Origin of the sequence: Streptomyces sp. NBC_00388, assembly GCF_036061255.1 — a bacterium.
Classification (GTDB): domain Bacteria; phylum Actinomycetota; class Actinomycetes; order Streptomycetales; family Streptomycetaceae; genus Streptomyces.
Map to the genome: position 1 here is coordinate 2,517,822 of NZ_CP107948.1, position 26,672 is coordinate 2,544,493.

Here is a 26,672-nt window from a genome sequence, read left to right on the forward strand (position 1 = left end):
AGGGATGACCATCCAGCGTACCCCGGGAGCCACCCGCCCCCGTCCGCCCGGATCCGCCCGGGCCCGGCCGGGGTCCCGCGGGGCACAGCAGGGCGCCCGTACTCCGGGTCTCCCCCGGGGCACGGGCGCGTGTCCGCTGCGCCGGCCGGTCAGGCCGACATGGGCCGCTGCACCCGGATCGACTGGAGCAGCCCGATCGCGACCCACACGGCGAACATCGAGGATCCCCCGTACGAGACGAACGGCAGGGGAAGCCCGGCGACCGGCATGATGCCGAGCGTCATGCCGATGTTCTCGAACGCCTGGAAGGCGAACCAGGCGATGATCCCGGCCGCGACGATCGTGCCGTACAGCTCGGTCGTCTCGCGGGCGATCCGGCAGGCGCGCCAGAGCACGACGCCGATCAGGACCAGGATCAGTCCGGCGCCCACGAAGCCGAGTTCCTCGCCGGCGACGGTGAACACGAAGTCGGTCTGCTGTTCGGGGACGAACTGCCCGGTGGTCTGCGAGCCGTGGAAGAGGCCCGTTCCGTGCAGACCGCCCGAACCGATCGCGATCCGCGCCTGGTTGGTGTTGTAGCCGACGCCCGCCGGGTCGAGCGCCGGGTTGGCGAAGGCGGCGAACCGGGCGATCTGGTACTCGTCGAGCAGTCCGGCCTTCCAGATCCCGATGGCACCGACCACTCCGGTGCCGAGGAGCCCGACCACCCAGCGGTTGGACGCGCCGGAGGCGAGCAGGACCCCCAGGACGATCATCGCGATGACCATGACCGAGCCGAGGTCGGGCATCAGCATGATGATCAGGATCGGGATCGCGGCCACCCCGAGCGCCTTGGCGACCGTGCGGTGGTCAGGACGGTCCTGGTCGCCCGCGTCCACCCGGGAGGCGAGGATCATCGCCATCCCCAGAATGATCGTGATCTTGGTGAACTCGGACGGCTGGAGGGAGAATCCGCCGCCGATGACGATCCAGGCGTGCGCGCCGTTCACGGTCTGTCCGAGCGGCGAGAGCACCGCGAGGATCATCAGCACCGAGATGCCGAACAGGATCGGGACGGCGCCGCGCAGCGTCCGGTGGCCGAGCCAGATGGTGCCGATCATCAGGGCGACCCCGATACCGGTGTTCATGGCGTGGCGCAGCAGGAAGTAGTACGGGTCGCCGTGGGTCAGCGAGTTGCGGCCCCGGGTGGCCGAGTAGACGAGCAGCATGCCGATGAACGACAGCGCGATGGACGCCACCATCAGCGGCCAGTCCAGCCGGCGCACCAGGGAGTCGCGGGCGGTCAGCTTGGACCAGGTGCCCTGTTCGGGTGCGTAACGCGCTACGGAGAAACCACCCATGGTGCTAGTCCCTCCTGCCCGGTCCGGCCGCGATCTGCTGGCCGCCGGACGACGAGGGCGAGGGGGCCGGGGGCGACGGGTCCGGCTTGGTCGGCGCGATCTTGGGCGAGATGATCGTACCGTCCTTGTTGATCTTCGGCAGGGCCGTCTGCGGCTTCGGCAGGAGCGCCTTCTTGAGGTTCTGCTTGCCGCTCTTGTCGAGGCCGTACATCGCCTCGTAGATCTTGCGCACCGCGGGGCCCGCGGCGCCGGAGCCGGTACCGCCCTGGGAGATCGTCATCACGATCGCGTAGTCCTTGGTGTACGTGGAGAGCCAGCCCGTGGTCTGCTTCCCGGCGACCTCGGCCGTGCCGGTCTTCGCGTGCAGGGCGATCTTGTCCTGCGGCCAGCCGCCGAACTGCCAGGCTGCCGTACCGCTGGTGACCACGCCCGCCAGCGCCTTGTTGATGTACGCGACCGTCGACTTGCTGTCGGGGAGCCTGCCGATGCGCTTGGGCTTGACCGGCTGCACCGTCTTGCCGTCGGCGCTGACAAGGGCCTTGCCGACGCTCGGCTGGTACATCGTGCCGCCGTTGGCGAGGGCCGAGTAGATCATCGCCTCCTGGATCGGGGTGAGCAGCGTGTCGCCCTGTCCGATCGCGTAGTTGACGGAGTCACCTGCGCGGACCTGCTTGCCGTCGGTGCAGTTCTCGTACTCGATCTGCTCGACGTAGGTGCCGTTCTTCTTGCCCTGCTTGCACCAGAGGTCCTTGTTGGCCTCCCAGTACGCCTTCTTCCACTCGCGGTCCGGGACCCGGCCGGCCAGCTCGTTGGGCAGGTCGATACCGGTCTTCTTCCCCAGCCCGAACTCGTGGGCGGCCTTGAAGAACCAGTCCTTGGGGTGCTTGGGGTTGTTGCCGCCGTCCTTCTTCCACTGGTCGTAGGCCACGTGGTAGAAGACCGTGTCGCAGGAGACCTCAAGGGCCTTGCCCAGGCTGATGTCCCCGAAGTTCTCGCCCTCGAAGTTCTTGAACTCGCGGTTGCCGATGGTCATCGACGAGGTGCAGGGGTAGCCGCCGTCCGGGGCGTAACCGGCGTTGATGGCGGCGCTGGTGGAGATGACCTTGAAGGTCGAGCCGGGTGCCGACTGCCCCTGGATGGCGCGGTTCAGCAGGGGGTAGTTGGAGGACACCTTGGTGAGCTTGTTGTAGTTCTTGGCCGAGATGCCGCCGCCCCAGACGTTGGGGTCGTAGGTCGGGGCGCTGGCCATCGCGATGACCTGCCCGGTGTGCACGTCCATCACCACGGCCGCACCCGAGTCGGCCTTGTAGTTGGAGTGGGTGACCGAGTCATAGGTCTTGCGGAGGGCCTTCATGGTCGCGTCCAGCTCCTTCTCGGTCAGCGCCTGCACCCGGGAATCGATGCTGGTGACGAGGGAACTGCCGGGCTGTGACGCGGTCTGCCCGGCCTTGCCGATGACCCGGCCGAGGTTGTCCACCTCGTAGCGGGTGACACCGGACTTGCCGCGCAGCTGCTGGTCGTACGTGGACTCAAGACCGGCCCGGCCGACCTGGTCGGAACGGAGCAGCGGGTTGTTCGTCTTGTTGGACTTGGCGACTTCCTGGTCCGTGACCGGGCCGAGGTAGCCGAGCACCTGGGCGGCGTTGAGGCCGCCCGTGCCGGGGTAGCTGCGGACGGCGGTGGGCCCTGCGGTGATGCCCGGGAAGTCCTCGGTGCGCTCGCGGATCTGGAGCGCCTGCTGGGTGGTGGCGTTCTCGGTGACGGGGATCGGCTGGTAGGGCGAGCCGTTCCAGCAGGGCTTCGGGGTCTTCGCGTCGCAGAGCCTGACCTTCGCGATGACGTCGGCCGGCTTCATCCCGAGGACGCCGGCCAGCCGGGTGAGGACGGCCTTGCCGTCGTCGCTCATCCTCAGCAGGTCGGTGCGGTTCGCGGAGACGACGAGTTTGGTCTCGTTGTCGGCGATCGGCACTCCGCGCGCGTCGAAGATGGAGCCGCGGACGGCAGGCTGGACCACTTGCTGGACGTGGTTGTTCTTCGCCTCCGCGCTGTACTCGTCGCCGTTGCGGATCTGGAGGTACCAGAGCCGGCCGCCGAGGGTCAGCAGGAGGGAGAAGACGAGGACCTGGATGACGACGAGACGGATCCGGACGCGTGAGGTCCGGCCGGTCTCGGGAATATTGCTCACAGCCGTGTCCCCTTGATCGTCCGGCCGGAATCCGACGGCCGCGCCCCCGCGTGTCGCAGTCTCACAGCCTCTTGACCCCCTTGATGCGTCCGGCCTTCGCCGCCCGCGACTTGGCCGCCTTCATGCGCAGACCGCCGCGCTGGCCGCCGACACTGAGTCCGGTGCCCGTCGCCAGCCAGCCGGTCGCGACGTCGGCGGTCACACCGCTGCTGTCCCGGCCCTCGCCGAGCGGATCGTTCTCGGCGCGTCTGGCCAGCGCCATGATGAACGGCACGGTGAACGGCGCGAGCAGCAGGTCGTAGATCGTGGCGCTGAACAGCAGCCCGCTCAGGCCCACGTGCCGGGCGGCGGTGTCACCGACGAGGGAGCCCACCCCGGCGTAGAGCAGGGTGGAGCCCACAGCGGCGCCGACGACCACGAGCATCGGCCCGGTGACGGACCTGATGCGGCCCTTCTCCGGCTTGGCGAGCCCGACCGCGTAGCCGACCACGCACAGCACCAGCGCGTACCGCCCGGCGGCATGGTCGGCGGGCGGGGCGAGGTCGGCCAGCAGGCCGGCGCCGAAACCGATGAAGGCGCCCCCCACATGGCCGTACACGAGGGCGAGAGCCACCACGGTGAGCAGCATCAGGTCCGGCACGGCGCCGGGAAGTTGGAGACGGGCGAGCACGCTCACCTGGATGACCAGGGCGACCACCACCAGCGTGGCCGAGAGCAGCATCCGGTTGAGACGCATACGGATCAGCTCCTACTGCTGGGGAAGGTCGCCGGCGGGCGCCGAGGGCGTCGCGGTGACCGTGACGGTGGGGATGGGCTTCGGCCCGGCGGGCTTGGCCGGGAGCACCGTGTCACGCGGGTTGCTGCGCGGCGGCTCGACGACGACGCCGATCAGATCGAGTTTGGTGAAGCTGACGAACGGGCGGACGTAGACCGTACGGGTGAGGTCGCCGCCCGACGGGTCGACGCGGACGACCTGTCCGACGGGCACACCGGGTACGAAGGGCTTGTCGTTGCTGGACCCGAAGGTGACCAGCCGGTCGCCCTTCTTGACCTCGGCCTTGCCGTTCAGGAACTGGACGGAGAGCGGGCGGTCGCCGCGGCCGGTGGCGAAGCCGACCTCGTCGGTCTTCTCCATCCGGGTGCCCACGGTGAAGTCGGGGTCGTTGGCGAGCAGCACGGTCGCGGTGTTGGGGCCCACGGTGGTGACCCGGCCGACGAGCCCGTCCCCGTTGAGTACGGTCATGTCCCGCTTGATGCCGTCGGCGGTGCCGACGTCGATGGTGATCGTCCAGGAGAAGCCCTGCGCCGCGCCTACGGCGATGACCTGGGCTCCCTTGATCCCGTACTGGCCCGCACCCGCGGTCTTGAGCATGCTGTCGAGCTGGCGGACGCGGCTGCGGTTGCGGTCGCTGCTGCCGAGCTGCTGTTTCAGAGCGGTGTTCTCACGCTCCAGTGCGCTGATGCGGCTGTGCCGGTCGCCGGAGTCCCGTACTGCACCGATGGCGTTACCGACCGGGTTCACGGCGCCCGCGACACCGTTCTCGACCGGTCCGAACACGGTGGCGGCGGCGTGCCGGGCGCCGTCCACCGGAGACGCCTCACCGCCGCGGATGTCCACCGTGATCAGCGCGAACGCGATGGCGACCAGCAGCACCAGGAGCAGCCGGCTCTCTCGTGTGTCCCTCACGTGCGGAGGCCGTGCCTTCCTCGTCGGAATTCATATGCGTTTGTTGAGTTCTGTTGTGCGGGGGGAGGCCAGTCACGGCCGGGCCCCCTGCTCCAACGATCCGCCGTACGGGGCGGACATGCCCCGTACGGCGGAAGAGCGCGGTCCGTCAGCGGCGGGGCTGGGCGTCCAGAACCTGCTGGAGTGCCTCGAACTCCTCGACGCACTTGCCCGACCCGAGAGCCACGGAGTCCAGCGGGTCCTCGGCGATGTGGATGGGCATGCCCGTCTCGTGGCGCAGCCGCTCGTCCAGGCCGCGGAGCAGCGCCCCGCCGCCGGTGAGGACGATGCCCCGGTCCATGACGTCACCGGACAGCTCGGGCGGGCACTTGTCGAGCGTCGTCTTGACCGCGTCGACGATGGCGTTGACCGGCTCCTCGATGGCCTTGCGGACCTCGGCGGCTGAGATGACCACGGTCTTGGGCAGTCCCGACACGAGGTCGCGGCCGCGGATCTCGGTGTGCTCGTCCTTCTCCAGGTCGAACGCGGAGCCGATAGTGATCTTGATCTGCTCGGCGGTGCGCTCACCGAGGAGGAGGGAGTACTCCTTCTTGATGTGCTGGATGATCGCGTTGTCCAGCTCGTCGCCGGCGACCCGGATCGACTGCGCCGTGACGATTCCGCCGAGCGAGATCACCGCGACCTCGGTGGTGCCGCCACCGATGTCGACCACCATGTTGCCGGTGGCCTCGTGGACGGGCAGGCCCGAGCCGATGGCGGCGGCCATGGGCTCTTCGATGATGTGCACCTGGCGCGCGCCCGCCTGGGTGGACGCCTCGATGACGGCGCGTCGCTCGACCCCTGTGATGCCCGAGGGAACACAGACGACGACCCGCGGACGGGCCAGGTAGCGGCGCTTGTGGATCTTCAGGATGAAGTAGCGGAGCATCCGCTCGGTGATTTCGAAGTCGGCGATCACGCCGTCCTTCAGCGGCCGTACGGCAACGATGTTGCCCGGTGTACGGCCGATCATCTTCTTTGCCTCGGCACCTACGGCGAGGATCCCGCCGGTGTTGGTGTTGATGGCGACGACGGAGGGTTCGTTGAGGACGATTCCTCGACCCCTGACGTACACCAGCGTGTTGGCAGTCCCGAGGTCGATAGCCATGTCACGGCCGATGAACGACATTGAGTTCCCCTTGTTCCCCATGAGGATGCGTCGGGCCTTCCCAAGTGGAGCGATTGGCTTTTTTTGGTAGGCGAAGTGAGCGCTGTGGGTGTGAAGGCTTCCATCGTAGTGCCGCCTGCACGGACACCGCGCGAGGGCCCTCCGCCATGTGGGCGGAAGTTCTGGCCGCCTCAGTCATGGTGACGTCATGTCGGTGCGATGCGTTCCCGAAATCGCCCGGCATATGCCGACGGGCGACCGAATTAATTCGGTCGCCCGAGGGCACGAGCGCTATTCAGCTGACATGACGTCAGGATACGCCCGGGAAAAAAATCTTCAATTCTCGCTCCGCAGACTCCTCCGAGTCCGAGGCGTGGATGAGATTCTCCCGGACGATGGTGCCGAAATCCCCACGAATGGAGCCAGGCGCTGCGGCAATCGGGTCAGTCGGGCCCGCCAGGGCGCGCAGCCCCTCGATGACACGCTCGCCCTCGACGACCAGTGCGACGACCGGACCCGACGCCATGAACTCGACGAGCGGCTCGTAGAAGGGCTTGCCCTTGTGCTCGCCGTAGTGCTGTTCCAGCGTGTCCTGGTCGAGCGTGCGCAGCTCCATCGCGGAGATGGTCCAGTTCGCCTTGCGCTCGATGCGGCCGATGACCTCGCCGACCAGGTGGCGGCGTACGGTGTCGGGCTTGAGCAGGACGAGCGTGCGCTGGCTCACTGTACGGACTCCTTCAGTACGGGCGGTACGAGATGACCGGTCCGGGTCACAGGGCCTCAGGCTACAGGGCCCTGTCGTGCGGCTATTACGCAGCGTCAGGCCCTGCGGATGCCTGCTCCGCCCAGCGGGCCTTCGCCGTGTCGATGATCCGTCCGTAATGGACCGAGGCCCACCACAGACCCGCGAACGCCGCGCCCAGGATGAACATCACCGGCACGAAGAAACCGCTGACGATCAGCGCGATCTGGAGCCCCCAGCCGATCTGGACCGCACCCGGACGGCTCAGCATCCCGCACAGCAGGACCGAGAGGAGCATGCCGATACCGCACACCGTCCAGACGGTGGTCTCCGACAGATCACCCTTCATGGCGACCAGACCGGCGAAACCGATCACGAAGAATTCACCGATCAGGGTGGAAGCGCAGAGCGTGCGCATAGGTCAGCGCCTTCCCAGAAGCAGCCGGGCCTCGCCGACCGTGATCACTGAACCGGTGACGAGGACACCCGCTCCGGCGTACTCGTCCTCCTCCTCGGCGAGCGTGATAGCCGCCTCCAGAGCGTCGTCGAGCCGGGTCTCGACGACCACGCGGTCATCGCCGAAGACCTCGACGGCGATCGCCGCCAGGTCGTCCGCCTTCATCGCGCGGGGCGTGGAGTTCTGCGTCACCACGACCTCGGCGAAGATCGGCTCGAACGCTTCGAGCAGGCCGCGGACGTCCTTGTCGGCGCTCGCCCCGACCACTCCGATGAGCCGCGAGAAGCTGAACGCCTCGGTGACACCAGCGGCGGCCGCCAGCGCGCCCCCCGGGTTGTGCGCCGCGTCGAGGACGACCGTCGGGGAGCTGCGTACGACCTCAAGCCTGCCCGGAGACGTGACCGAGGCGAAAGCCGTGCGGACCATGTCGATGTCGAGCCGCTGGGCCTGCTGCGCGCCGACCCCGAAGAACGCCTCGACCGCCGCGAGCGCGACTGCGGCGTTGTGCGCCTGGTGGGCGCCGTACAGCGGGAGGAAGACGTCCTCGTAGTCACCGCCCAGGCCGCGCAGCGTCAGCAGCTGGCCGCCGACCGCGATCTCCCGGCTGCCGACACCGAACTCCATGCCTTCACGGGCGACCGTGGCGTCCATTTCGACGGCCTTCTTCAGCATCACCTGGGCGGCGTCCACCGGCTGCTGCGCCAGGATGACCGTCGCGCCCTGCTTGATGATCCCGGCCTTCTCCCCGGCGATCTCGGCGGGCGTGGAGCCCAGGCGGTCCGTGTGGTCCAGCGAGATCGGGGTGACGACGGCGACGGGAGCCTCGATGACGTTCGTCGCGTCCCAGCTCCCGCCCATCCCGACCTCGACGACCGCGACGTCCACCGGCGCGTCGGCGAAGGCCGCGTACGCCATTGCGGTGAGAACCTCGAAGAACGAGAGCCGGTGCTCCTGGCGCTCGTCGACCAGGCCGACGAACGGCTTGATCTCCTCGTACGTCTCGATGAACCGCTCGGCCCCGATCGGCTCACCGTTGAGGCTGATGCGCTCCGTGATCGACTGGACGTGCGGCGAGGTGTACCGCCCGGTGCGGAGCTCCAGGGCGCCGAGCAGCGCCTCGACCATCCGGGCCGTCGATGTCTTGCCGTTGGTGCCGGTGATGTGGATCGAGGGGTACGCACGCTGCGGATCGCCCAGGACGTCGAGCAGCGCCTCCATCCGTACGAGGGAGGGGTCGAGCCTGGTCTCGGGCCAGCGGCCGACGAGCTCCTGCTCCACCGCCCGCAGTGCCTTGTCCACCTCCGGGTCGGCGGGCCTGGCAGGCACTCCGTCGCCCGGCGGAGGTCCGCCGTGGGTGCGCAGGGTGCGGCTGCCGGCCTCGATCACCGCCGGATCGGGGGACGACGGTGTCTCCCCCGCTGGTTCCGCATGGTCGGCTGGGGGAAGGTCGGTCGCTGCGTCGACGATTTCGTCGAAAGGGTCGGACTCGCTCACAGGACCAGTCTACGGAGGTCCCGGCCGGCCCGGACCTCCCCCGTCCCCTCCGCGCCCGCGCCCCCGATTCGGAGCACTCCGACGCGCGGAACGCCCCAATAGCGGGGCACACTTAGCAATTATGGACATAGGTATTGATCTCGGTACGGCGAACACACTCCTCTACGTCCGCGGCAAGGGCATCGTGCTCAACGAGCCCTCGGTGGTGGCCGTGCGCGACAGCGGTCGCGGAGCCCCGGCCATCGGCGACGAAGCGCGGGAGAGTCTCGGGCGCACCCCGGACTCGGTCACCTCGCTCCGCCCGATGCGCGAGGGCGTGATCGGCGACTACGACGCCGCCAGGGAGATGATCAGGTACTTCGTGCGCAAGGCCCTCAAGGGCCGGCGGACGCGGACCCGGATGGTGGTCTGTATGCCGACCGGGGTGACCCCGGTCGAGCTGCGGGCCATCGTGCAGGCCGCGCAGGAGGCAGGCGGGCGCACCGTCCATCTGCTCGACGAGTCGATGGCGGCGGCGATGGGGGCGGGGCTGCCGGTGGACGAGCCGCGCGGTTCCATGGTCGTCGACATCGGGGGCGGCACGACCGAGATCGCCGTGATCTCCATGGGCGACATCGTCACCTCGCAGTCGCTGCGGCTGGCGGGCGACCGCATGAACGCGGCGATCATCGACCACATCGCCCGGGAGCGCAGCCTGCTCATCGGGGAGCGGACGGCCGAGGAGGTCAAGCTGGAGATCGGCTCGGCGTGGCCGGTCCCGGAGGAAGAGGCCCAGGAGGGCCGGACCTGCACGGTGCGGGGGCGCGAGAAGATCAACGGAGTGCCGACCGCACTCATCCTCACCGCCGCCGAGATCCGCGCCGCGATGCACGAACCGCTGGAGGCGATCGTCGCCGCGGTGCAGTCGACCCTGTCGCAGTGTCCTCCGGAGCTGGCCGCGGACGTGATGAAGCACGGAATCGTCCTGACGGGCGGCGGTTCGCTGCTGCCCGGCCTGGATCTGCGTATCGCGGCGGCGACCGGCATCGGGGTGACCGTGGCCGAGAACCCGCTGGAGTGCGTGGCCCTGGGCACGGGCAAGTGTGTCGAGGAGTTCGACGCGGCGACCCACAAGGTGCTGACACCGGCCACGTAGCGCCTGCCCGCGGAAAGGGCGAAGACCCCCGGCGAGACCGGGGGTCTTCGCGTCGCGGACGGCCGCGCTTACGCCTGCGGCAGCCCGTCGAGCTGGGCCTGGATACGCTCCATGTCCGTCTCGGCCTTGGCGAGGCGCGTACGGATCTTGTCGACCACGTTGTCGGGCGCCTTGGCCAGGAACGCCTCGTTGCCGAGCTTCCCCAGCGCCTGTGCCTTCTCCTTCTCGGCCGCGACGAGGTCCTTGGTCAGCCGCTTGCGCTCGGCCGGGACGTCGATCGTCCCCGACAGGTCGAGAGCGACCCGGGCACCCGCGACCGGCAGCGACGCGGTGGCGTGGAAGCCCTCCCCCGCGGGCTGGAGCCGCAGCACCTGGCGGATGGACGCCTCGTGGGGCGCCAGCGCCGTACCCTCCAGGTCGAGCTGGGCCGGGACCTTCTGGCCCGGCTGGAGCCCCTGGTCCGAGCGGAAGCGGCGGACCTCGGTGATGACCTGCTGGACCAGCGTGATCTCCTGCTCGGCCGCGCTGTCCCGGAAGCCGGAGTCCTTCGGCCAGTCGGCCACGACGACCGACTCCTTGCCGGTGAGCGTGGTCCACAGCGTCTCGGTGACGAACGGGACGATCGGGTGGAGCAGTCGCAGCATCACGTCGAGGACCTCACCGAGGACCCGCGCCGAGACCTGCGCCGCCTCACCGCCCGCGAAGAACGTCGTCTTCGACAGCTCGACGTACCAGTCGAAGACCTCGTCCCACGCGAAGTGGTAGAGGGTGTCGGCGAGTTTGGCGAACTGGTAGTCGTCGTAGTACGCGTCCGCCTCGGCCACGACCGCGTTCAGCCGCGACAGGATCCACCGGTCGTTGGCCGACTGCTTCCCGGCAGGCGGCAGTTCGCCCTCGACGGTTGCGCCGTTCATCAGCGCGAAGCGGGTCGCGTTCCAGATCTTGTTGGCGAAGTTGCGCGACGCCTTGACCCAGTCCTCGCCGATCGGCACGTCCGCACCGGGGTTGGCGCCGTTGGCCAGGGTGAAGCGGACGGCGTCGGAGCCGTACTGGTCCATCCAGTCCAGCGGGTCGACCACGTTGCCGAAGGACTTGGACATCTTCTTGCCGTGCTCGTCGCGGACGAGTCCGGTCAGCGCGATGGTGTGGAACGGTGCGACGCCGTCCATCGCGTAGAGACCGAACATCATCATCCGGGCGACCCAGAAGAAGATGATGTCGTGGCCGGTGACCAGCACATCGGTCGGGTAGAACTTCTCCAGATCCGGGGTCCGCTCCGGCCAGCCCAGCGTGGAGAACGGCCACAGGCCGGAGGAGAACCAGGTGTCGAGGACGTCCTCGTCCTGGTGCCAGCCCTCACCGGTGGGCACCTCGTCGTCCGGTCCGACACAGACGACCTCGCCGGCCGGGCCGTACCAGACGGGGATCCGGTGGCCCCACCACAGCTGACGCGAGATGCACCAGTCGTTGAGGTTGTCGACCCAGTCGAAGTAGCGCTTCTCCATCTCCTTCGGGTGGATCTTGACGCGGCCGTCACGGACCGCGTCGCCCGCGTCCTTGGCGAGCGTCTCGACCTTGACCCACCACTGGAGGGAGAGGCGGGGCTCGACGGTCGTCTTGCAGCGCGAGCAGTGGCCGACGGAGTGGGTGTACGGGCGCTTCTCGGCGACGACCCGGCCCTGCTCGCGCATGGCCTCGACAATCGTGGCGCGGGCCTCGAAACGGTCGAGCCCGTGGAAGGGGCCGGGCACGGTGATGACGCCGCGCTCGTCCATGATCGTCATGGACTCCAGGCCGTGCCGCTGGCCGATGGCGAAGTCGTTCGGGTCATGGGCGGGCGTCACCTTGACGGCGCCGGTGCCGAACTCGGGGTCGACATGCGTATCGGCGACGACCGGGATGGTCCGGTCGGTCAGCGGCAGCTTGATCCGCTTGCCGATGAGGTGCGCGTACCGCGCGTCGTCGGGGTGGACCGCGATCGCCGTGTCGCCGAGCATCGTCTCGACCCGGGTGGTCGCCACGACCAGCGTCTCGTCGCCCTCGCCGTACTTCAGCGAGACCAGCTCGCCGTCGTCGTCCTGGTAGTCGACCTCGATGTCGGAGATCGCGGTGAGACAGCGCGGGCACCAGTTGATGATGCGCTCGGCGCGGTAGATCAGCTCGTCGTCGTAGAGCTTCTTGAAGATCGTCTGGACGGCCTGGGACAGCCCCTCGTCCATGGTGAACCGCTCACGGGACCAGTCGACACCGTCCCCGAGACGGCGCATCTGCCCGAGGATCCTGCCGCCGTACTCCTCCTTCCACTTCCAGACGCGCGCGGTGAACTCCTCGCGCCCCAGGTCCTGGCGGGACTTGCCCTCCTCGGCGAGCTGCTGCTCGACCTTGTTCTGGGTGGCGATACCGGCGTGGTCCATACCGGGCAGCCACAGGGCCTCGTACCCCTGCATGCGCTTGCGGCGCGTGAGGGCGTCCATCAGCGTGTGCTGGAAGGCGTGGCCCAGGTGGAGGGCGCCCGTGACGTTCGGCGGCGGGATGACGATGGTGTACGGGGGCTTCTCACTCTTGGCGTCGGCCTCGAAGTAACCGCGCTCCACCCAGCGCTCGTACAGCTTCCCCTCTACCTCGGCCGGCGCGTACTGGGTCGGCAGTTCGGTGGTGGGCGCTGGAGTCTGCGAAGAGTTCTCGGTCACGGGCCTAGTTTAAGGGCGTCACGGTCCCGTACTGAAACGGGAATCTTTGGTGAGACTGTGGCCCCCGTCTCCCCCGTGCCCCGGGGTGTCCGTCAGGATGTTCGCATCAGGTAGGGATCAAGAGGGGGAGCCAGTACATGAGCTACAACCAGCCGGGGCCGTACGGACAGCAGCCACAGCAGCCAGGCCCGTACGGACAGCAGCCGCCGCAGCAGCCGGGGCCGTACGGACAGCAGCCGCAGCAGCCGGGCCCGTACGGACAGCCGCCCCAGCCCCAGCAGCAGCCCGGCAACCCGTACGGCCAGCCTGCCGGTCCGCCGCAGCCCGGCTACGGCTACCCGCAGCAGCAGCCGCAGGGCGTGCCGCCGCAGCCGGGATACGGCTACCCGCAGCAGCAGCCCGGCCAGCCGAACCCGTACGGCCAGCCGCCCCAGCAGCCGCCGTACGGGCAGCAGGCCCCCTACGGACAGGTGCCGCCTCCGCCGCAGGCGCCGAAGAAGAAGACGGGCCTGATCGTGGTCGCGGCCGTCGTGGCGGTGGCGGTGATCGGCGGCGGCGTCTATCTGCTGACGAAGGGCGGCGACAGCGGTTCGCTCGCCGACGACGGGCCGCACATGCTGACGACACCGGCCAAGGTGCTCGGGGACTACAAGCGCAACGGCGAGAACCGGCCGGCGCAGGACGCGTCGTCCGCCGACGCGAAGGGACTGGCCAACAGCGGTATCACCCAGGCCAAGTCGGTCGGCGCCGTCTACTCCACGGTCGACCTGAGCGATCCGGCGAAGACCAACCCTCTTGAGCTCGCCGGAGCACACTCGGTCAGCTTCGAGGGTCTGTACGGAAAGGTGAAGGATCCGGCAGCCACGGTGGACGCCGGGTTCGCCGCTTTCAAGAAGAACAACAAGGACAGCAAGGTGAAGTGGATCGGGGATCCCCAGTCGGTCAGCCCCGACAGCCTCGACGGCGCCGTGATGAAGTGCCAGCAGGCGCAGGGCCCGAACCTCGCCACCAAGAAGACGAACACGCAGTACTTCTGCATGTGGGCCGACTACAGCACGCTCGGTATCGGGGTCCCGACCCAGGGCGCGGGTGACGGCCTCAGCCTCGACGAGTCGGCCAAGCTGACCGCCGATCTCCGCAAGGACGTCCGCGTACCCGTCAAGTAGCGGGGGGCGTACAGCACATGGGGGCGCCCGGTCGGTGAACCGACCGGGCGCCCCCATGTCTCAGCTATCCGCCGCAGCCCCTACGCGGACTTCTCGTGCCGTCCGTCGTTGCCGACGATCCGCGGCTCGCGCGGGACCAGCGTCGGGTTCACGTTGTTCCGGACGACATCCGCCGTGATGACGACCCGGGCGACGTCCTTGCGCGACGGAACCTCGTACATCACCGACTGGAGGACCTCCTCCATGATGGCGCGCAGACCGCGCGCGCCCGTGCCGCGCAGGATCGCCTGGTCGGCGATGGCCTCCAGCGCCGGACGGTCGAAGTCCAGCTCCACACCGTCGAGTTCGAAGAGGCGCTGGTACTGCTTGACCAGTGCGTTGCGCGGCTCGACCAGGATCTGCAGCAGTGCTTCGCGGTCCAGGTTGTGCACCGAGGTCAGCACGGGGAGCCGGCCGATGAACTCGGGGATCATCCCGAACTTCACCAGGTCCTCCGGCATGACCTCCTGGAACTGGTCGCTCGCCTCGATCTCCCGCTTGGAGCGGATGGTCGCACCGAAGCCGATGCCCTTCGCGCCCGCCCGGGACTCGATGATGCGCTCCAGACCCGAGAACGCGCCGCCCACGATGAACAGCACGTTCGTGGTGTCGATCTGGATGAACTCCTGGTGCGGGTGCTTGCGACCACCCTGCGGAGGCACCGAGGCGGTGGTGCCTTCCAGGATCTTCAGCAGCGCCTGCTGGACGCCCTCGCCGGAGACATCACGCGTGATCGACGGGTTCTCGCTCTTGCGGGCGACCTTGTCGATCTCGTCGATGTAGATGATCCCGGTCTCGGCCTTCTTGACGTCGTAGTCGGCGGCCTGGATCAGCTTGAGCAGGATGTTCTCGACGTCCTCGCCGACGTAGCCGGCCTCCGTGAGCGCGGTCGCGTCCGCGATGGCGAACGGGACGTTGAGCATCCGGGCCAGTGTCTGGGCGAGCAGCGTCTTGCCGGAGCCCGTCGGGCCCAGCAGAAGGATGTTGGACTTGGCGAGCTCGATCGCGTCCTCACGGCTGGTGCCGCCGCCGTTCTCGCCGGCCTGGACGCGCTTGTAGTGGTTGTAGACCGCTACCGAGAGGGCCTTCTTCGCGGGCTCCTGCCCGACGACGTACCCCTCGAGGAACTCATAGATCTCGCGCGGTTTGGGCAGTTCCTCCCACCGCACCTCGGAGGTCTCCGCGAGCTCTTCCTCAATGATCTCGTTGCAGAGATCAATGCACTCGTCGCAGATGTACACCCCGGGGCCTGCGATGAGCTTCTTCACCTGCTTCTGGCTCTTGCCGCAGAACGAGCACTTGAGCAGGTCGCCGCCATCACCGATGCGTGCCACGAGGTGCTTCCCCTTCGCCTGGGAGGCGCCACGTTCAGCGTCTCCTGGTGCCTCATATTCGACGGTACCTTGCCGGGCCCCTCGTTCGGGCCCCCCTTGGCACGGTTCACTTTGACGTGCACCGTGCCAGGGGACGGAAGGTAAATCAAACGGCCGTCAGGTGGACATCATTCCGACGGAGCCCTTGCGGGTCGAAACGATCTGGTCGACCAGCCCGTAGGCGAGGGCGTCCTCGGCCGTAAGGATCTTGTCGCGCTCGATGTCGTCGCGGATCTTCTCCACGGGCGTCGTCGAGTGCTTGGCCAGCAGGTCTTCCAACTGGGTCCGCATACGCAGGATTTCGTTGGCCGCGATCTCCAGGTCGGAGAGCTGCTCGCGGCCGGTCTGCGAGGACGGCTGGTGGATCAGCACACGGGCGTTCGGCAGCGCCATGCGCTTGCCGGGGGTGCCGGCCGCCAGCAGGACCGCGGCGGCGGAGGCCGCCTGGCCCATGCAGACCGTCTGGATGTCCGGCTTCACGAACTGCATCGTGTCGTAGATCGCGGTCAGCGCGGTGAACGAGCCACCGGGGCTGTTGATGTAGATCGAGATGTCCCGGTCCGGGTCCATCGACTCCAGGCAGAGCAGCTGCGCCATGACGTCGTTGGCGGAGGCGTCGTCGATCTGCACACCGAGGAAGATCACGCGCTCCTCGAAGAGCTTCGCGTACGGGTCGTACTCACGCACGCCCTGCGAGGTGCGCTCGACGAAGCGCGGAACGATGTAGCGGTTGTCGACCTGCGGGCCGGTGTAGAGGCCGCTGGCGGAGGCGGAGTAGTCGTTCATGCTGGTGTTCACCATCCTGGTGGCGTTCAAGTGGTCGGTCGGGTTCGGAGGCAGGGATGCGGGGCGTCAGGCCCCGGTGCCGCCGCCGCCCGGAACGCCCGACGCGGAGGAGATGATCTCGTCGATGAGGCCGTACTCCTTGGCCTCTTCCGCCGTGTACCAGCGGTCGCGGTCACCGTCGCGGATGATCGCTTCGACGGTCTGGCCGGAGTGCCGGGCGGTGATCTCCGCCATGCGCTTCTTCGTGCGCAGCAGCTGCTGGGCCTGGATCTTGATGTCCGACGCTGTGCCGCCGAGACCGGCCGAGCCCTGGTGCATCAGGATGTCGGTGTTGGGGAGCGCGAAGCGCTTGCCCGCGGTGCCGCCGGTCAGCAGGAACTGCCCCATCGAGGCCGCGAGGCCCATACCGATGGTGACGACGTCGTTCGGGATGTACTGCATGGTGTCGTAGACCGCCATGCCTGCCGTCACCGAGCCGCCGGGGCTGTTGATGTAAAGGAAGATGTCCTTTTCCGGGTCGGCTGCAAGGAGGAGCAGCTGCGCGGTGATCTTGTTGGCGATCTCGTCGTCGACCTGCTGGCCGAGGAAGATGATCCGCTCACCGAGCAGTCGGTTGTAGACCTGGTCGCCGAGGCCGCCACCGATGTTGGGCTCGCCGGCGGCGTAGGGCATCAGATTCGTCACGTATCCACCTGCTCGTCTCTGACGGCTCCGGCCGTCTCAGCGTCTTCGTACAGCAGGAGTCCGGGGGCGCTTGGTACTCCCGAGCTCTCCTCTTCATGGACCCTAACGCGCAGGTGGGACAACGCCATCCCGCTTCCCGAACTGTTCGCTGGGAGCGCAAGGTAGGCCCGGCGCGCGCGTACGACGAAGGGTCCGGACGTACAGCACGCCCGGACCCTTCGTTCGAGATCAGAACCGGCCGGGATCAGAGTCCGGCCCGGTCGAGACCGGTGGAGGCTCAGGCCTCCGGCTTGGCCTCGGCCGTGTCGTCGGACGCCTCGGCGTCCGCCGTGCCCTCGGCCTCGTCCTCGTCGTCGCTCAGGTCGACGATCTCACCGTTGGTGTCCTTGACCTTGACGGACTCGACGACAACCGCGAGGGCCTTTCCGCGGGCCACCTCGCCGACGAGCATCGGGACCTGGCCACCCTCGACGACCGCCTGGGCGAACTGGTCGGGGCTCATGCCGGAGGACTGCGCACGCCGCATGAGGTGCTCGGTGAGCTCCTCCTGGTTGACGTTCAGCTTCTCCTTGTTGACCAGCTCGTCGAGGATGAACTGGGTCTTGATGCCCTTCTCGGCCTGCTCCTTGGTCTCGGCGGTGAACTCTTCCTCGGTCTTGCCCTGGATCTCCAGGTACTTGGCGAGGTCGAGGCCCATCTGGCCGAGCTGGTGGTGCTCCAGGTTGTGCTTGCGGGTGTTGATCTCGTCCTCGAGGAGCTTCTCGGGGATCGGGACCTCCGCAAGCCTCAGCAGCTCGTCGAGGACGCGCTCCTGGGCCTGGGTGGCCTGCTCGTACTGCTTGGTGTTCTCAAGGCGCTTGCGGCTGTCGGCCTTCAGCTCGTCCAGCGTGTCGAACTCGCTGGCCAGCTGCGCGAAGTCGTCGTCCAGGCCGGGAAGTTCACGAGCGGCGACCGCGGTGACCTTGACGGTGACCTCGGCGGGCTTGCCCTCGGCGGAGCCGCCCTTGAGCTCGGAGGTGAAGGTGGCCTCGCCACCGGCCTCCAGGCCGGTCACGGCCTCGTCGATGCCGTCGAGCAGCTCGCCGGAGCCGATGGTGTACGAGACACCCTCGGCCACGCCGTCCTCCAGGACCTCACCGTCGACCTTGGCCTCCAGGTCGATGGTGACGACGTCACCCTCGACGGCGGCGCGCTCGACTGGGTTGGTGGACGCGAAGCGGCCACGCAGCTCCTCGACGGCCTTGTCGACGTCCTCGTCGCTGACGTCGACGGCGTCGACCTCGACCTCGATGCCGGAGTAGTCCGGGATCTCGATCTCGGGCCGTACGTCGACCTCGGCGGTGAAGGAGAGCAGCTCGCCGTCCTTGAGCTCCGTGATGTCGACCTCGGGCTGGCCGAGGACATTCAGCTCACCCTCGTTGACGGCCTCGGTGTAGAACTTCGGGAGGGCGTCGTTGACGGCCTCCTCCAGCACGGCACCACGGCCGAAGCGCTGGTCGATCACGCGGTTCGGGATCTTGCCCTTACGGAAGCCCTTCACCGTGACCTGCTCGTTGATCTTCTTGTACGCCGCGTCGAGGCTGTCCTTGAGCTCCTCGAAGGGCACCTCGATGCTGAGCCGAACCCGGGTCGGATTCAGGGTCTCCACGGCGCTCTTCACGGTTCGGTCTCCTTGGGGGCTGACTTCAGAATCTCTGCCCGGTTGAGAGACACGCGGGCACACAGCTTGCATAGTAACGGCAAGCAGGAGGAGACCCACAATGTGATCTTGCTGCTGGTCGGGGTGGCCGGATTCGAACCGACGACCTTCCGCTCCCAAAGCGGACGCGCTACCAAGCTGCGCCACACCCCGTCGGTGCGAGACGTAGGGTACATGCCCGTGAGCCGGCCGTGGCAGCTTTACCCGGCTCCACGCGGCGCGGGACGGGTGTGCGCGGACCGGGTCCGACCCGCTACGATGCTTCTCGTGCCGCGGTCGCTCCGACCGGCGGCGCTTGCGGGCGTAGCTCAATGGTAGAGCCCTAGTCTTCCAAACTAGCTACGCGGGTTCGATTCCCGTCGCCCGCTCCACATGGCAAAGGCCCAGGTAAGAGGACGTCCTCCTCCGCCTGGGCCTCGGTCGTTCCCGGGCCGGATCAGCCACGTACAGCCGGAGCCGTCCGGCCGGCCTCACGCCGCTGCGGCGCCACCCGGCGCCCGCTCCCCCGCCGCTCGCCACGCCGTCCGGGGCGACAGGCCGTACTCGCGCGCATCCGTCGCCCGTCACGGCCGGGCGGACCGCCCCACTCGCGCACTCGCGCACCCGGGACCCGGGACGCGGAAGCGTCCACCGGTACCGGCCGTGGGCGGGGGCGCCCGGCGTCAGAACTTGATCTGGTTGATCGTGTCGGCTATCGAGTCGAGGAACCTGTTGATCGACGGGGCCATGCCCGTCGACGCCAGGAAGAAGCCGAACAGTATGGCGACGACCGCAGGACCGGCCTTGATGGATCCACCGCGGATCAACACCACAAGGACGATCGCCAAGAGCAGCACCACTGACAGTGAAATGGCCACAACTGATCACAACCCTTGGTCGGTCCGCCTTGCCGGCCGGGAACGATGTCGTTCCAGCACTTCTTCCGCGGGTCCATGGTGCCACCAACAGGCCTGTGGTTGTTGCCCGGTGGCGAAACGGCGGCGATCGGATCGCGCCATCCCGCGCACCCCTCGCGTCCGGCCCCCGCGCCCGGCGCGCGGGCCCCGCCCGGACCTGCGAGGGCAATTTCAGGACGGGTCGGCCCGCCACTCCCGGCGGTTAATCCGAATCGATCGTTTCACTGTTCACACACTTCGTTCACAGGTGATTGCGATAAGACTGAACAGCCACCGAACGGACTCCGAAGCGGGCCCAGAAACCTGTCGTTATGCCCCATTTAAGTGGGATGAGACCCCTCATATACGTACATAAGATCAGGGTAGTAAAGGTAAGCCCCGGGGGTACACGTACTGCGAATATCACAGCCACCCGAGAGGGTTTTACGGATTCCCTCACGCGACGCTAGGGTTCCTCGAATGGTTCATGCTCCACACGGATATCAGCGGGCCCCACTCCCCCTGGCGCGGGAGACGGAACCCGAACCCCCCACGGTCGCACAGGCGCCACCCAGACCTGACACAGCGAACCCACAGGCGTCGGCCCCCGGCGCCAAGAAGCAGCGCAACGCGCTCTTCGACAACGCGAAGTTCCTCGCCATCGTCCTCGTGGCCATGGCGCACGCGTGGGAACCGATCATGGATGGCAGCCGCACCACCCGGGCGCTGTACATGTTCGTCTACACGTTCCACATGCCTGCATTCATTATCATTTCGGGCTATTTCTCCCGCAGTTTTGACATGCGTCCCGACCGGCTGCGCCGCTTGGTGACGGGTGTCGTCGTTCCCTACGTGATCTTCGAGACCGCCTACTCGCTCTACGAGAAGTGGGGCAACAACGACCCCGGTCACGAGATCAGCCTGCTCGACCCGTACTTCCTGACGTGGTTCCTGATCGCCCTCTTCATCTGGCGGCTCACCACGCCGATCTGGCTCAATCTGCGCTATCCGATGACCCTCTCGCTCGTCATCGCGGTCCTCGCCTCGGTCACCCCCAACATCGGCGACGACCTCGACCTCCAGCGGGTGCTCCAGTTCCTGCCGTTCTTCGTGCTGGGCCTGAAGCTCAAGCCCGAGCATTTCCAGCTGGTGCAGCGCCGTGGCGCGCGACCGGTGGCCGTGCTGGTCATGCTGGTGACGCTCGTCTTCGCCTACTGGGCCGCGCCCCGGATGACGCTCAACTGGTTCTACCGCGGCACCAGCGCCCAACAGCTCGGCGTCGACTGGTGGGAAGGCGTCGTGATGACGCTCGGCCTCACCGTCTGCGGGCTGGTGCTCACCGCCTGCTTCCTGGCCCTGGTCCCGCGCGGCAAGACCTGGTTCACCGCGCTCGGCGCCGGCACACTCTGCGGTTATCTGCTGCACGGTCTGCTGATCAAGACCATCGAGTACGCAGGTCTGGTCGACGACTACGGCTGGCTGAAGAGCCCGCTGGGCGAAGTCTTCGCGACCCTCTTCATGGCCGCCGCCGTGACGCTGTTCTGCACACCGCCGGTGCGGCGGGTGATGCGCTTCGCGACGGAGCCCGAGATGAAGTGGGCCTTCCGGTCCGATCCCGTGCAGAACGCACGGGAGCGCGAGCGCGAGAAGGTTCCGGCCTAGCCCCGGTACTGAGCTGAACCATCAGCACCGCCCGCGGGAGCGCCCCGTCCGGAAGATCCGCCGGACGGGGCGCTCCCGCGTGACAGGCCCCCGCGGCCACGCCACGGGCCTGTGGTCAGAGCACCGGCCCCGCGTCACTGTCCCGGCAGATCAACAGCAGCGCCCGGTCGTCGTTGACGTCCTTGGCGACCGCCTCGATGAGGTGCCACGCAGCCCCCCGGAAGGTGCTCGCGACATAGCGGTCGGCCTCCCCGGTCAGCCGGTCGATCCCCTCGCTGATGTCGCGGTCGGGCGCCTCGACCAGGCCGTCCGTGAAGAGCATCAGGACGTCACCGGGGCCCAGCGAGCCCTTGGCCGCGTCGAACTGTGCCCCGTCGTAGACGCCGAGGAGCGGGCCCTCGCCCGACTTCTCCTCCCAGAGACCGCTGCCCGCGTGCAGCTGGAGCGCCGGGAGGTGGCCTGCCGAGAGCAGTTCATAGTCTCCGGTGTCCAGGTCGAGGACCAGATGGATCGAGGTGGCGAACCCCTCGTCCCAGTCCTGGCGCAGCAGATAGCCGTTGGCGGCCGGCAGGAAGTCGTGCGGCGGGAGCGAGCCCAGCAGTCCGCCGAAGGCGCCCGAGAGGAGCAGGGCACGGGAGCCCGCGTCCATGCCCTTGCCGGAGACATCCGTGAGGACGACTTCGAGGGTGCGCCCGCCGCTGGTCCGCGCGGCGACCACGAAGTCGCCGGAGAAGGACTGCCCGCCCGCGGGGCGCAGCGCCATCTCGCTGTGCCAGCCCTGCGGCAGCCGGGGCAGCTTGCTCTGGACACGGATCCGCTCACGCAGGTCGAAGAGCATGGTCCCGCCGCGCCGCCACGGCACCCCGACCCGGCTGCGGAACTGCGCGATGAGCAGTCCGAAGAGCCCGCAGGCAGCCACCGTGAGGACCGTGCCGGGGGTGACGGCCGCGGCGCCGTTGCCGTAAGGACCGAGCTTGACCGACTCGACGATCAGGGCGGCGGCCGCTGCGGCGTACAGGCCGAGGAGGCTCGCCGGGCGCAGCAGCAGTCCCCCGGCGACGATGGGCAGGACCAGCGTCGAGGGTGAGCACCAGACCGGGGTCAGGATGGTCGCCCAGGCCAGCGCGGGGACGGTCAGCAGGAGGGTGGCGAGGGCGAGTCCTTCGGAGCCGTCGCCGCGGAAGTAGTCGACGCCGGACCTGCGCAGCACGGTCCTGACCCGGTGCGCCGACTTCCGCATCCGGGCCGTGAACGCTTCTTCTCCGACGCGACCGGCCATGGCTCGGACCTTATCCACCCGCGCGGGTCCCGCGCAGGGGGACCCTGGGACCTCGCGTTCGAAATTGGCTCGCCCGGCATGGACCCCCCTGGTAGGGATGGCCCATGGAGACAGAGCTGAAGGTACTGCGCCGTGACGGCATGGACACCTGGTACGAGGGGCTGATGCGGGCCTTCGGCGGAGTGGACGAGTCGCCCGAGGAACGGGCGCTCTGGGACGACCTCACCGAGTTCGAGCGGTCGATCGGCGCCTGGGAAGGCGGCCAGTGCGTGGGCACGGCCGGGGCGTTCAGCTTCCGGCTCTCGGTACCGGGTGGTGCTTTCGTACCGGCGGCGGGCGTGACCATGGTGAGTGTCGCGGCGACGCACCGGCGGCGCGGGATCCTGACGGCCATGATGCGGCGGCAGTTGGACGAGGTGCGGGCGCTCGGTGAACCGCTGGCCGTGCTGACCGCGTCGGAGCCGGCGATCTACGGCCGGTTCGGATACGGCATCGCCTCCCGGCAGTTGTCGGCCGAGATCGACACCTCGCGGGTGACGCTCGCCGTTCCGCCGGGAACCGACGCCGTACGGCTGCGGTACGCGCCGGTCGGGGAGGTGGCGGAGCAGTGCGAGGCGCTGTATGTGCGCTCCGTCGGGTCGCGTCCCGGGATGCCCCTGCGGATGCCCGGCTGGGAGCGGCTGCCGCTGCTCGATCCGCCCGCCGAGCGGGGCGGGGCCTCGCCCCTGCAGTGCGTGGTCGCCGAGCGGGACGGCGAGACGGTGGGGTATGTCCGTTTCCATACGAAGCCCGAGTCGGATGCGGCAGGCCCCAAGGGGTCCGTCAGGCTCCGCCAGATCGACGCGCTGGACCCGGCGGCGAGCGCAGCTCTGTGGCGTTTCCTGTTCGGTATCGACCTGACGTCGACACTGTTCGTACGCAACCGGCCCCTGGACGACTCCTGGCAGTACCTGGTGTCGGACATCCGCCGGTGCCGGCTCCAGGTCCGTGACGTGCTGCACCTGCGGCTGGTCGATGTGGGGGCCGGGCTCGCAGCACGCACCTACCGGACGCCGGTGGATGTCGTGTTCGGCGTCCAGGACGACTTCTGCCCCTGGAACAGCGGGCGTTGGCGGCTCACCGGGGACGCCTCCGGTGCTTCCTGCGTCCGGACCGACGACCCGGCGGAGCTCGAACTGTCGGTGCGGGAGCTCGGGGCCGCCTATCTGGGTGGCACGTCACTGGCCGCGCTCGCGGACGCGGGTCTGGTGCGGGAGCTGCGGCCGGGTGCGCTGGCCGGTGCGTCCCACGCCTTCGGTTCGGAGAAGGCGCCCTGGCTGCCGCACGGCTTCTGAGGGCTGTCCTCCTAATGCTGCTGGCAGTCCGGGCACCAGAAGAGGTTGCGGGCGGCCAGCGGCGCGGTCCGGATCCCGGCGCCACAGAGGTGGCAGGGCAGCGCGGCCCGGCGGTAGACGTACACCTCGCCGCCGTGGTCGTCGACCCTCGGCGCCCGGCCGGTCGCCTCGGGCATGTGCTCGGGGCGGACGGTGTCGATGCGGTTGTTGCGTACGCCCTCGCGCATCAGGGCGACGAGGTCGGCCCAGATCGCGTCCCACTCGGCGCGGGTCAGGTCCTTGCCCGCGCGGTACGGGTCGATGCCGTGCCGGAAGAGGACCTCGGCGCGGTAGACGTTGCCGACGCCCGCGATCACCTTCTGGTCCATGAGCAGGGCGGCCACGGTCGTACGGGAGCGGGAGATCCGGGGCCACGCGTCGTCCGCACGGTCGCCGGGCCTGAGCGGATCGGGGCCGAGCCGGTCGTGTATCGCCTGCTTCTCGGCGTCCGTGATCAGCGCGCAGGTCGTCGGGCCCCGCAGATCGGCGTACGCCTCGTCGTTGACCAGACGCAGCCGGACCGTGTCGGTGGGCGGCACGGCGGGCGCGTTACCGAAGCCCAGCTTGCCGAAGAGGCCGAGGTGGATGTGGACCCAGCCGCCCGCACCGAATCCCAGGAACAGGTGCTTCCCGTGCGCCTCGGCGGTCTCCAGCGTGTGGCGGTCGATGAGCGCCGCACTGCCGGAGAACTTGCCCTGGGGGCTGGAGGCGCGCACAGGCCGGCCGCCGAACCTCTCGAAGTGGTCGGCGGCCAGTCGGTGGATCGTGTGGCCCTCGGGCACGAAGGTCCCTAGTCCTGCTGCGGGTGGTGGGCGGGGACGGGCGGCAGCTCCCCGGTCGCCTCGTACGCGCTCAGCATGTCGATCCGGCGCTGGTGGCGCTCCTCGCCGGAGTACGGGGTGGCGAGGAAGATCTCGACGAACTTCACCGCCTCCTCCTGCGTGTGCATCCGGCCGCCCACGGAGATGACGTTGGCGTTGTTGTGCTCGCGGCCGAGCGCGGCGGTCTGCTCACTCCAGGCGAGCACCGCCCGGACACCCTTGACCTTGTTGGCCGCGATCTGCTCGCCGTTGCCGGAGCCGCCGATGACGACGCCGAGGCTCCCGGGGTCGGCGGCCGTCTTCACGGCGGCCCTGAGGCAGAACGGCGGGTAGTCGTCCACGGCGTCGTAGATGTGAGGACCGCAGTCCACGGGCTCGTGGCCGTGGGCCGTGAGCCACTCGACGAGGTGGTTCTTGAGTTCGTATCCGGCATGATCGGAACCGAGGTACACGCGCATGCATCGAGTGTGGCACGCCGGGTAGGTGCGACCCCTGGTCGGGGCACGTAAGGCGTGACCCGTTCGCGACAATTAAGGACAGAGAGCATGAGCGCTGCACCTCCTCCGCGGGTCGCTGACAGATCGCCCGGCGGTGATTCCCCGGACGGTCTTCAGGCCGGGCTGAAGAACCGCCACCTCTCGATGATCGCCATCGGCGGCGTGATCGGTGCGGGGCTCTTCGTCGGTTCGGGGGCCGGGATCAACGCCGCCGGCCCCGGCATTCTGCTCTCGTACGCGCTGACCGGGCTGCTCGTCGTCCTGGTGATGCGGATGCTGGGCGAGATGGCCGCGGCCGATCCTGTCTCCGGGTCCTTCTCCACCTACGCGGACCGGGCGCTCGGCCGGTGGGCCGGGTTCACCATCGGCTGGCTCTACTGGTTCTTCTGGTCCGTGGTCCTCGCCGTGGAGGCGACCGCCGCCGCGTCGATCCTCACCGGGTGGGTGCCCGCGATACCGCAGTGGGCCTGGGCGCTGCTGGTGATGCTGGTGCTGACCGGCACCAACCTGGTCTCGGTCGGCTCCTTCGGCGAATTCGAATTCTGGTTCGCGGGGATCAAGGTCGTCTCGATCATTGCCTTCATCGTGATCGGCCTGCTCGCCATCTTCGGCCTCCCGCCGGGCGGCGATCCGGCCGGGATGAGCAATCTGACCGGGCACGGCGGGTTCCTGCCGAACGGGCCCGGCGCGATCCTCTCCGGGATGCTTCTGGTCGTCTTCTCCTTCATGGGATCGGAGATCGTGACCCTGGCGGCTGCCGAATCGCCCAACCCGGTGCAGGCGGTCCGCAAGGCGGTCAACAGTGTGATCTGGCGGATCGCGCTCTTCTACATCGGCTCGATCTTCGTCATCGTCACGCTGCTGCCGTGGGACTCCAAGGCGGTCACGGCCAGTCCGTACGTGGCCGTGCTGGACTCGCTGGACATCCCGGGCGCCGGCACGATCATGGACATCGTGGTGCTGACCGCGGTGCTCTCCTGTCTCAACTCCGGTCTGTACACGGCCTCCAGGATGGCGTTCTCGCTCGGCGGGCGCGGTGACGCCCCGAAGGCGTTCGCCACCGTCAACCGGGGCGGTGTGCCCGCGGTCGCGATCTGGGCGTCCGTCGCGTTCGGTTTCGTCGCGGTGTTCTTCAACTACATCGCGCAGGACACCGTCTTCCAGTTCCTGCTGAACTCGTCGGGCGCGGTGGCCCTCTTCGTCTGGCTGGTCATCTGCTTCTCGCAGCTGCGGATGCGCCGCAGGATCGAGCGGGAGAACCCGGAGCTGCTGACCGTGAAGATGTGGCTGTACCCGTATCTGACCTGGGCGACGATCGGCCTGATCCTCTTCGTGGTCGGCTACATGCTGTACGACACCGAGGGGCGCAAGCAGATGCTGCTCTCGGTGCTGGTGGCCGCGCTGGTCATGGTGGTCGCCCTGGTGCGGGACCGGCGGCGGAAGGCGCTCGCCACGGAGCCGGCCGGGGCCGGCGGCTGACGCACGCCCGCTGACACACGCGGGAGGGGCCGCGCCCGGTCTGCCGGGCGCGGCCCCTCCCG

The 26,672-nt window shown here is 68.5% G+C and carries 22 protein-coding genes and 2 tRNA genes; 6 read left to right on the top strand and 18 right to left on the bottom strand.

The features are described from left to right. Positions 1-149: 149 nt before the first annotated feature. From rodA to folC, 8 genes are all read right to left on the bottom strand, one after another. Positions 150-1,340 (bottom strand): rod shape-determining protein RodA, encoded by a 1,191-nt coding sequence (rodA, locus tag OG917_RS11475; protein ID WP_328317471.1) that lies wholly within the window; start codon positions 1,338-1,340, stop codon positions 150-152. A 4-nt stretch (positions 1,341-1,344) separates the two neighbouring features. Next, positions 1,345-3,525: a penicillin-binding protein 2 gene (mrdA, locus tag OG917_RS11480; protein WP_328317472.1), complete on the bottom strand. Its 2,181-nt coding sequence runs from the start codon at positions 3,523-3,525 to the stop codon at positions 1,345-1,347. Positions 3,526-3,586: 61 nt separating this feature from the next. Then, on the bottom strand, positions 3,587-4,261 hold the full coding sequence (mreD, locus tag OG917_RS11485) for a rod shape-determining protein MreD (protein ID WP_328317473.1): 675 nt from the start codon (positions 4,259-4,261) through the stop codon (positions 3,587-3,589). Positions 4,262-4,273: 12 nt separating this feature from the next. Next, entirely contained in the window at positions 4,274-5,212 is a 939-nt protein-coding gene (gene mreC, locus OG917_RS11490) for a rod shape-determining protein MreC (protein ID WP_328317474.1), read from the bottom strand. Between the two features lie 148 nt (positions 5,213-5,360). Further along, positions 5,361-6,380 (bottom strand): rod shape-determining protein, encoded by a 1,020-nt coding sequence (locus OG917_RS11495; protein ID WP_164261203.1) that lies wholly within the window; start codon positions 6,378-6,380, stop codon positions 5,361-5,363. 289 nt (positions 6,381-6,669) lie between these two features. Continuing rightward, positions 6,670-7,083: a nucleoside-diphosphate kinase gene (gene ndk / locus OG917_RS11500; RefSeq protein ID WP_328317475.1), complete on the bottom strand. Its 414-nt coding sequence runs from the start codon at positions 7,081-7,083 to the stop codon at positions 6,670-6,672. 85 nt (positions 7,084-7,168) lie between these two features. Continuing rightward, positions 7,169-7,519, bottom strand: coding sequence for a DUF4233 domain-containing protein (locus OG917_RS11505; RefSeq protein WP_328317476.1), 351 nt, complete (start codon positions 7,517-7,519; stop codon positions 7,169-7,171). A 3-nt stretch (positions 7,520-7,522) separates the two neighbouring features. Beyond that, positions 7,523-9,052, bottom strand: coding sequence for a bifunctional tetrahydrofolate synthase/dihydrofolate synthase (gene folC / locus OG917_RS11510; protein WP_328317477.1), 1,530 nt, complete (start codon positions 9,050-9,052; stop codon positions 7,523-7,525). Positions 9,053-9,173: 121 nt separating this feature from the next. Here folC and OG917_RS11515 point away from each other — a divergent pair, with 121 nt between their 5' ends. Beyond that, positions 9,174-10,187 (top strand): rod shape-determining protein, encoded by a 1,014-nt coding sequence (locus OG917_RS11515; protein WP_328317478.1) that lies wholly within the window; start codon positions 9,174-9,176, stop codon positions 10,185-10,187. 68 nt (positions 10,188-10,255) lie between these two features. Here the strand turns inward: OG917_RS11515 and OG917_RS11520 are convergent, their stop codons facing one another. Further along, entirely contained in the window at positions 10,256-12,877 is a 2,622-nt protein-coding gene (locus OG917_RS11520) for a valine--tRNA ligase (protein ID WP_328317479.1), read from the bottom strand. A gap of 137 nt (positions 12,878-13,014) precedes the next feature. Between OG917_RS11520 and OG917_RS11525 the strand changes: the two genes are divergently transcribed. Next, complete coding sequence (locus tag OG917_RS11525) at positions 13,015-14,043, top strand: hypothetical protein (protein WP_328317480.1); 1,029 nt, start codon at positions 13,015-13,017, stop codon at positions 14,041-14,043. An 80-nt stretch (positions 14,044-14,123) separates the two neighbouring features. On the opposite strand, the gene clpX is transcribed toward OG917_RS11525, so the two are convergent. The 5 genes from clpX to OG917_RS11550 all read right to left on the bottom strand — a co-directional run bounded on the left by clpX (position 14,124) and on the right by OG917_RS11550 (position 18,777). Then, entirely contained in the window at positions 14,124-15,416 is a 1,293-nt protein-coding gene (gene clpX, locus OG917_RS11530) for an ATP-dependent Clp protease ATP-binding subunit ClpX (protein WP_328317481.1), read from the bottom strand. Between the two features lie 156 nt (positions 15,417-15,572). After that, the gene (locus tag OG917_RS11535) at positions 15,573-16,256 is read right to left on the bottom strand and encodes an ATP-dependent Clp protease proteolytic subunit (RefSeq protein WP_328317482.1); all 684 of its coding nucleotides are present in this window, start codon (positions 16,254-16,256) and stop codon (positions 15,573-15,575) included. 51 nt (positions 16,257-16,307) lie between these two features. Next, a complete protein-coding gene (locus tag OG917_RS11540; protein ID WP_328317483.1) occupies positions 16,308-16,925 on the bottom strand; it encodes an ATP-dependent Clp protease proteolytic subunit in 618 nt (205 codons plus the stop codon). 277 nt (positions 16,926-17,202) lie between these two features. Next, on the bottom strand, positions 17,203-18,585 hold the full coding sequence (gene tig, locus OG917_RS11545; RefSeq protein WP_328317484.1) for a trigger factor: 1,383 nt from the start codon (positions 18,583-18,585) through the stop codon (positions 17,203-17,205). Positions 18,586-18,700: 115 nt separating this feature from the next. Further along, positions 18,701-18,777: transfer RNA gene (locus OG917_RS11550), tRNA-Pro, on the bottom strand. 144 nt (positions 18,778-18,921) lie between these two features. Here OG917_RS11550 and OG917_RS11555 point away from each other — a divergent pair. After that, positions 18,922-18,995: transfer RNA gene (locus OG917_RS11555), tRNA-Gly, on the top strand. A gap of 291 nt (positions 18,996-19,286) precedes the next feature. On the opposite strand, the gene OG917_RS11560 is transcribed toward OG917_RS11555, so the two are convergent. Further along, positions 19,287-19,481, bottom strand: coding sequence for a hypothetical protein (locus tag OG917_RS11560; protein ID WP_328317485.1), 195 nt, complete (start codon positions 19,479-19,481; stop codon positions 19,287-19,289). 498 nt (positions 19,482-19,979) lie between these two features. On the opposite strand from OG917_RS11560, the gene OG917_RS11565 reads away from it, so the two are divergent. Continuing rightward, on the top strand, positions 19,980-21,161 hold the full coding sequence (locus tag OG917_RS11565; protein WP_328317486.1) for an acyltransferase family protein: 1,182 nt from the start codon (positions 19,980-19,982) through the stop codon (positions 21,159-21,161). A 115-nt stretch (positions 21,162-21,276) separates the two neighbouring features. Here OG917_RS11565 and OG917_RS11570 read toward each other — a convergent pair whose 3' ends face one another. Then, complete coding sequence (locus OG917_RS11570) at positions 21,277-22,440, bottom strand: PP2C family protein-serine/threonine phosphatase (RefSeq protein WP_328317487.1); 1,164 nt, start codon at positions 22,438-22,440, stop codon at positions 21,277-21,279. A gap of 104 nt (positions 22,441-22,544) precedes the next feature. Here OG917_RS11570 and OG917_RS11575 point away from each other — a divergent pair, with 104 nt between their 5' ends. Further along, the gene (locus tag OG917_RS11575; RefSeq protein WP_328317488.1) at positions 22,545-23,774 is read left to right on the top strand and encodes a GNAT family N-acetyltransferase; all 1,230 of its coding nucleotides are present in this window, start codon (positions 22,545-22,547) and stop codon (positions 23,772-23,774) included. Positions 23,775-23,785: 11 nt separating this feature from the next. Here OG917_RS11575 and OG917_RS11580 read toward each other — a convergent pair whose 3' ends face one another. Together OG917_RS11580 and OG917_RS11585 are read right to left on the bottom strand one after the other, a co-directional pair. Beyond that, on the bottom strand, positions 23,786-24,595 hold the full coding sequence (locus OG917_RS11580) for an Fpg/Nei family DNA glycosylase (RefSeq protein ID WP_328317489.1): 810 nt from the start codon (positions 24,593-24,595) through the stop codon (positions 23,786-23,788). An 8-nt stretch (positions 24,596-24,603) separates the two neighbouring features. Continuing rightward, positions 24,604-25,092, bottom strand: coding sequence for a ribose-5-phosphate isomerase (locus OG917_RS11585; RefSeq protein WP_328317490.1), 489 nt, complete (start codon positions 25,090-25,092; stop codon positions 24,604-24,606). An 87-nt stretch (positions 25,093-25,179) separates the two neighbouring features. Here OG917_RS11585 and OG917_RS11590 point away from each other — a divergent pair, with 87 nt between their 5' ends. Beyond that, positions 25,180-26,610, top strand: coding sequence for an amino acid permease (locus OG917_RS11590; RefSeq protein WP_328317491.1), 1,431 nt, complete (start codon positions 25,180-25,182; stop codon positions 26,608-26,610). Positions 26,611-26,672 lie beyond the last annotated feature (62 nt).

What these genes read in the sequence shown, in the direction of transcription:
- rodA (WP_328317471.1), bottom strand. Translation starts at nt 1,340, where the DNA reads ATGGGTGGTTTCTCCGTAGCGCGTTACGCACCCGAACAGGGCACCTGG.
- mreD (WP_328317473.1), bottom strand. Translation starts at nt 4,261, where the DNA reads ATGCGTCTCAACCGGATGCTGCTCTCGGCCACGCTGGTGGTGGTCGCC.
- OG917_RS11495 (WP_164261203.1), bottom strand. Translation starts at nt 6,380, where the DNA reads ATGTCGTTCATCGGCCGTGACATGGCTATCGACCTCGGGACTGCCAAC.
- OG917_RS11505 (WP_328317476.1), bottom strand. Translation starts at nt 7,519, where the DNA reads ATGCGCACGCTCTGCGCTTCCACCCTGATCGGTGAATTCTTCGTGATC.
- OG917_RS11515 (WP_328317478.1), top strand. Translation starts at nt 9,174, where the DNA reads ATGGACATAGGTATTGATCTCGGTACGGCGAACACACTCCTCTACGTC.
- OG917_RS11525 (WP_328317480.1), top strand. Translation starts at nt 13,015, where the DNA reads ATGAGCTACAACCAGCCGGGGCCGTACGGACAGCAGCCACAGCAGCCA.
- OG917_RS11535 (WP_328317482.1), bottom strand. Translation starts at nt 16,256, where the DNA reads ATGGTGAACACCAGCATGAACGACTACTCCGCCTCCGCCAGCGGCCTC.
- OG917_RS11565 (WP_328317486.1), top strand. Translation starts at nt 19,980, where the DNA reads ATGGTTCATGCTCCACACGGATATCAGCGGGCCCCACTCCCCCTGGCG.
- OG917_RS11570 (WP_328317487.1), bottom strand. Translation starts at nt 22,440, where the DNA reads ATGGCCGGTCGCGTCGGAGAAGAAGCGTTCACGGCCCGGATGCGGAAG.
- OG917_RS11575 (WP_328317488.1), top strand. Translation starts at nt 22,545, where the DNA reads ATGGAGACAGAGCTGAAGGTACTGCGCCGTGACGGCATGGACACCTGG.
- OG917_RS11585 (WP_328317490.1), bottom strand. Translation starts at nt 25,092, where the DNA reads ATGCGCGTGTACCTCGGTTCCGATCATGCCGGATACGAACTCAAGAAC.
- OG917_RS11590 (WP_328317491.1), top strand. Translation starts at nt 25,180, where the DNA reads ATGAGCGCTGCACCTCCTCCGCGGGTCGCTGACAGATCGCCCGGCGGT.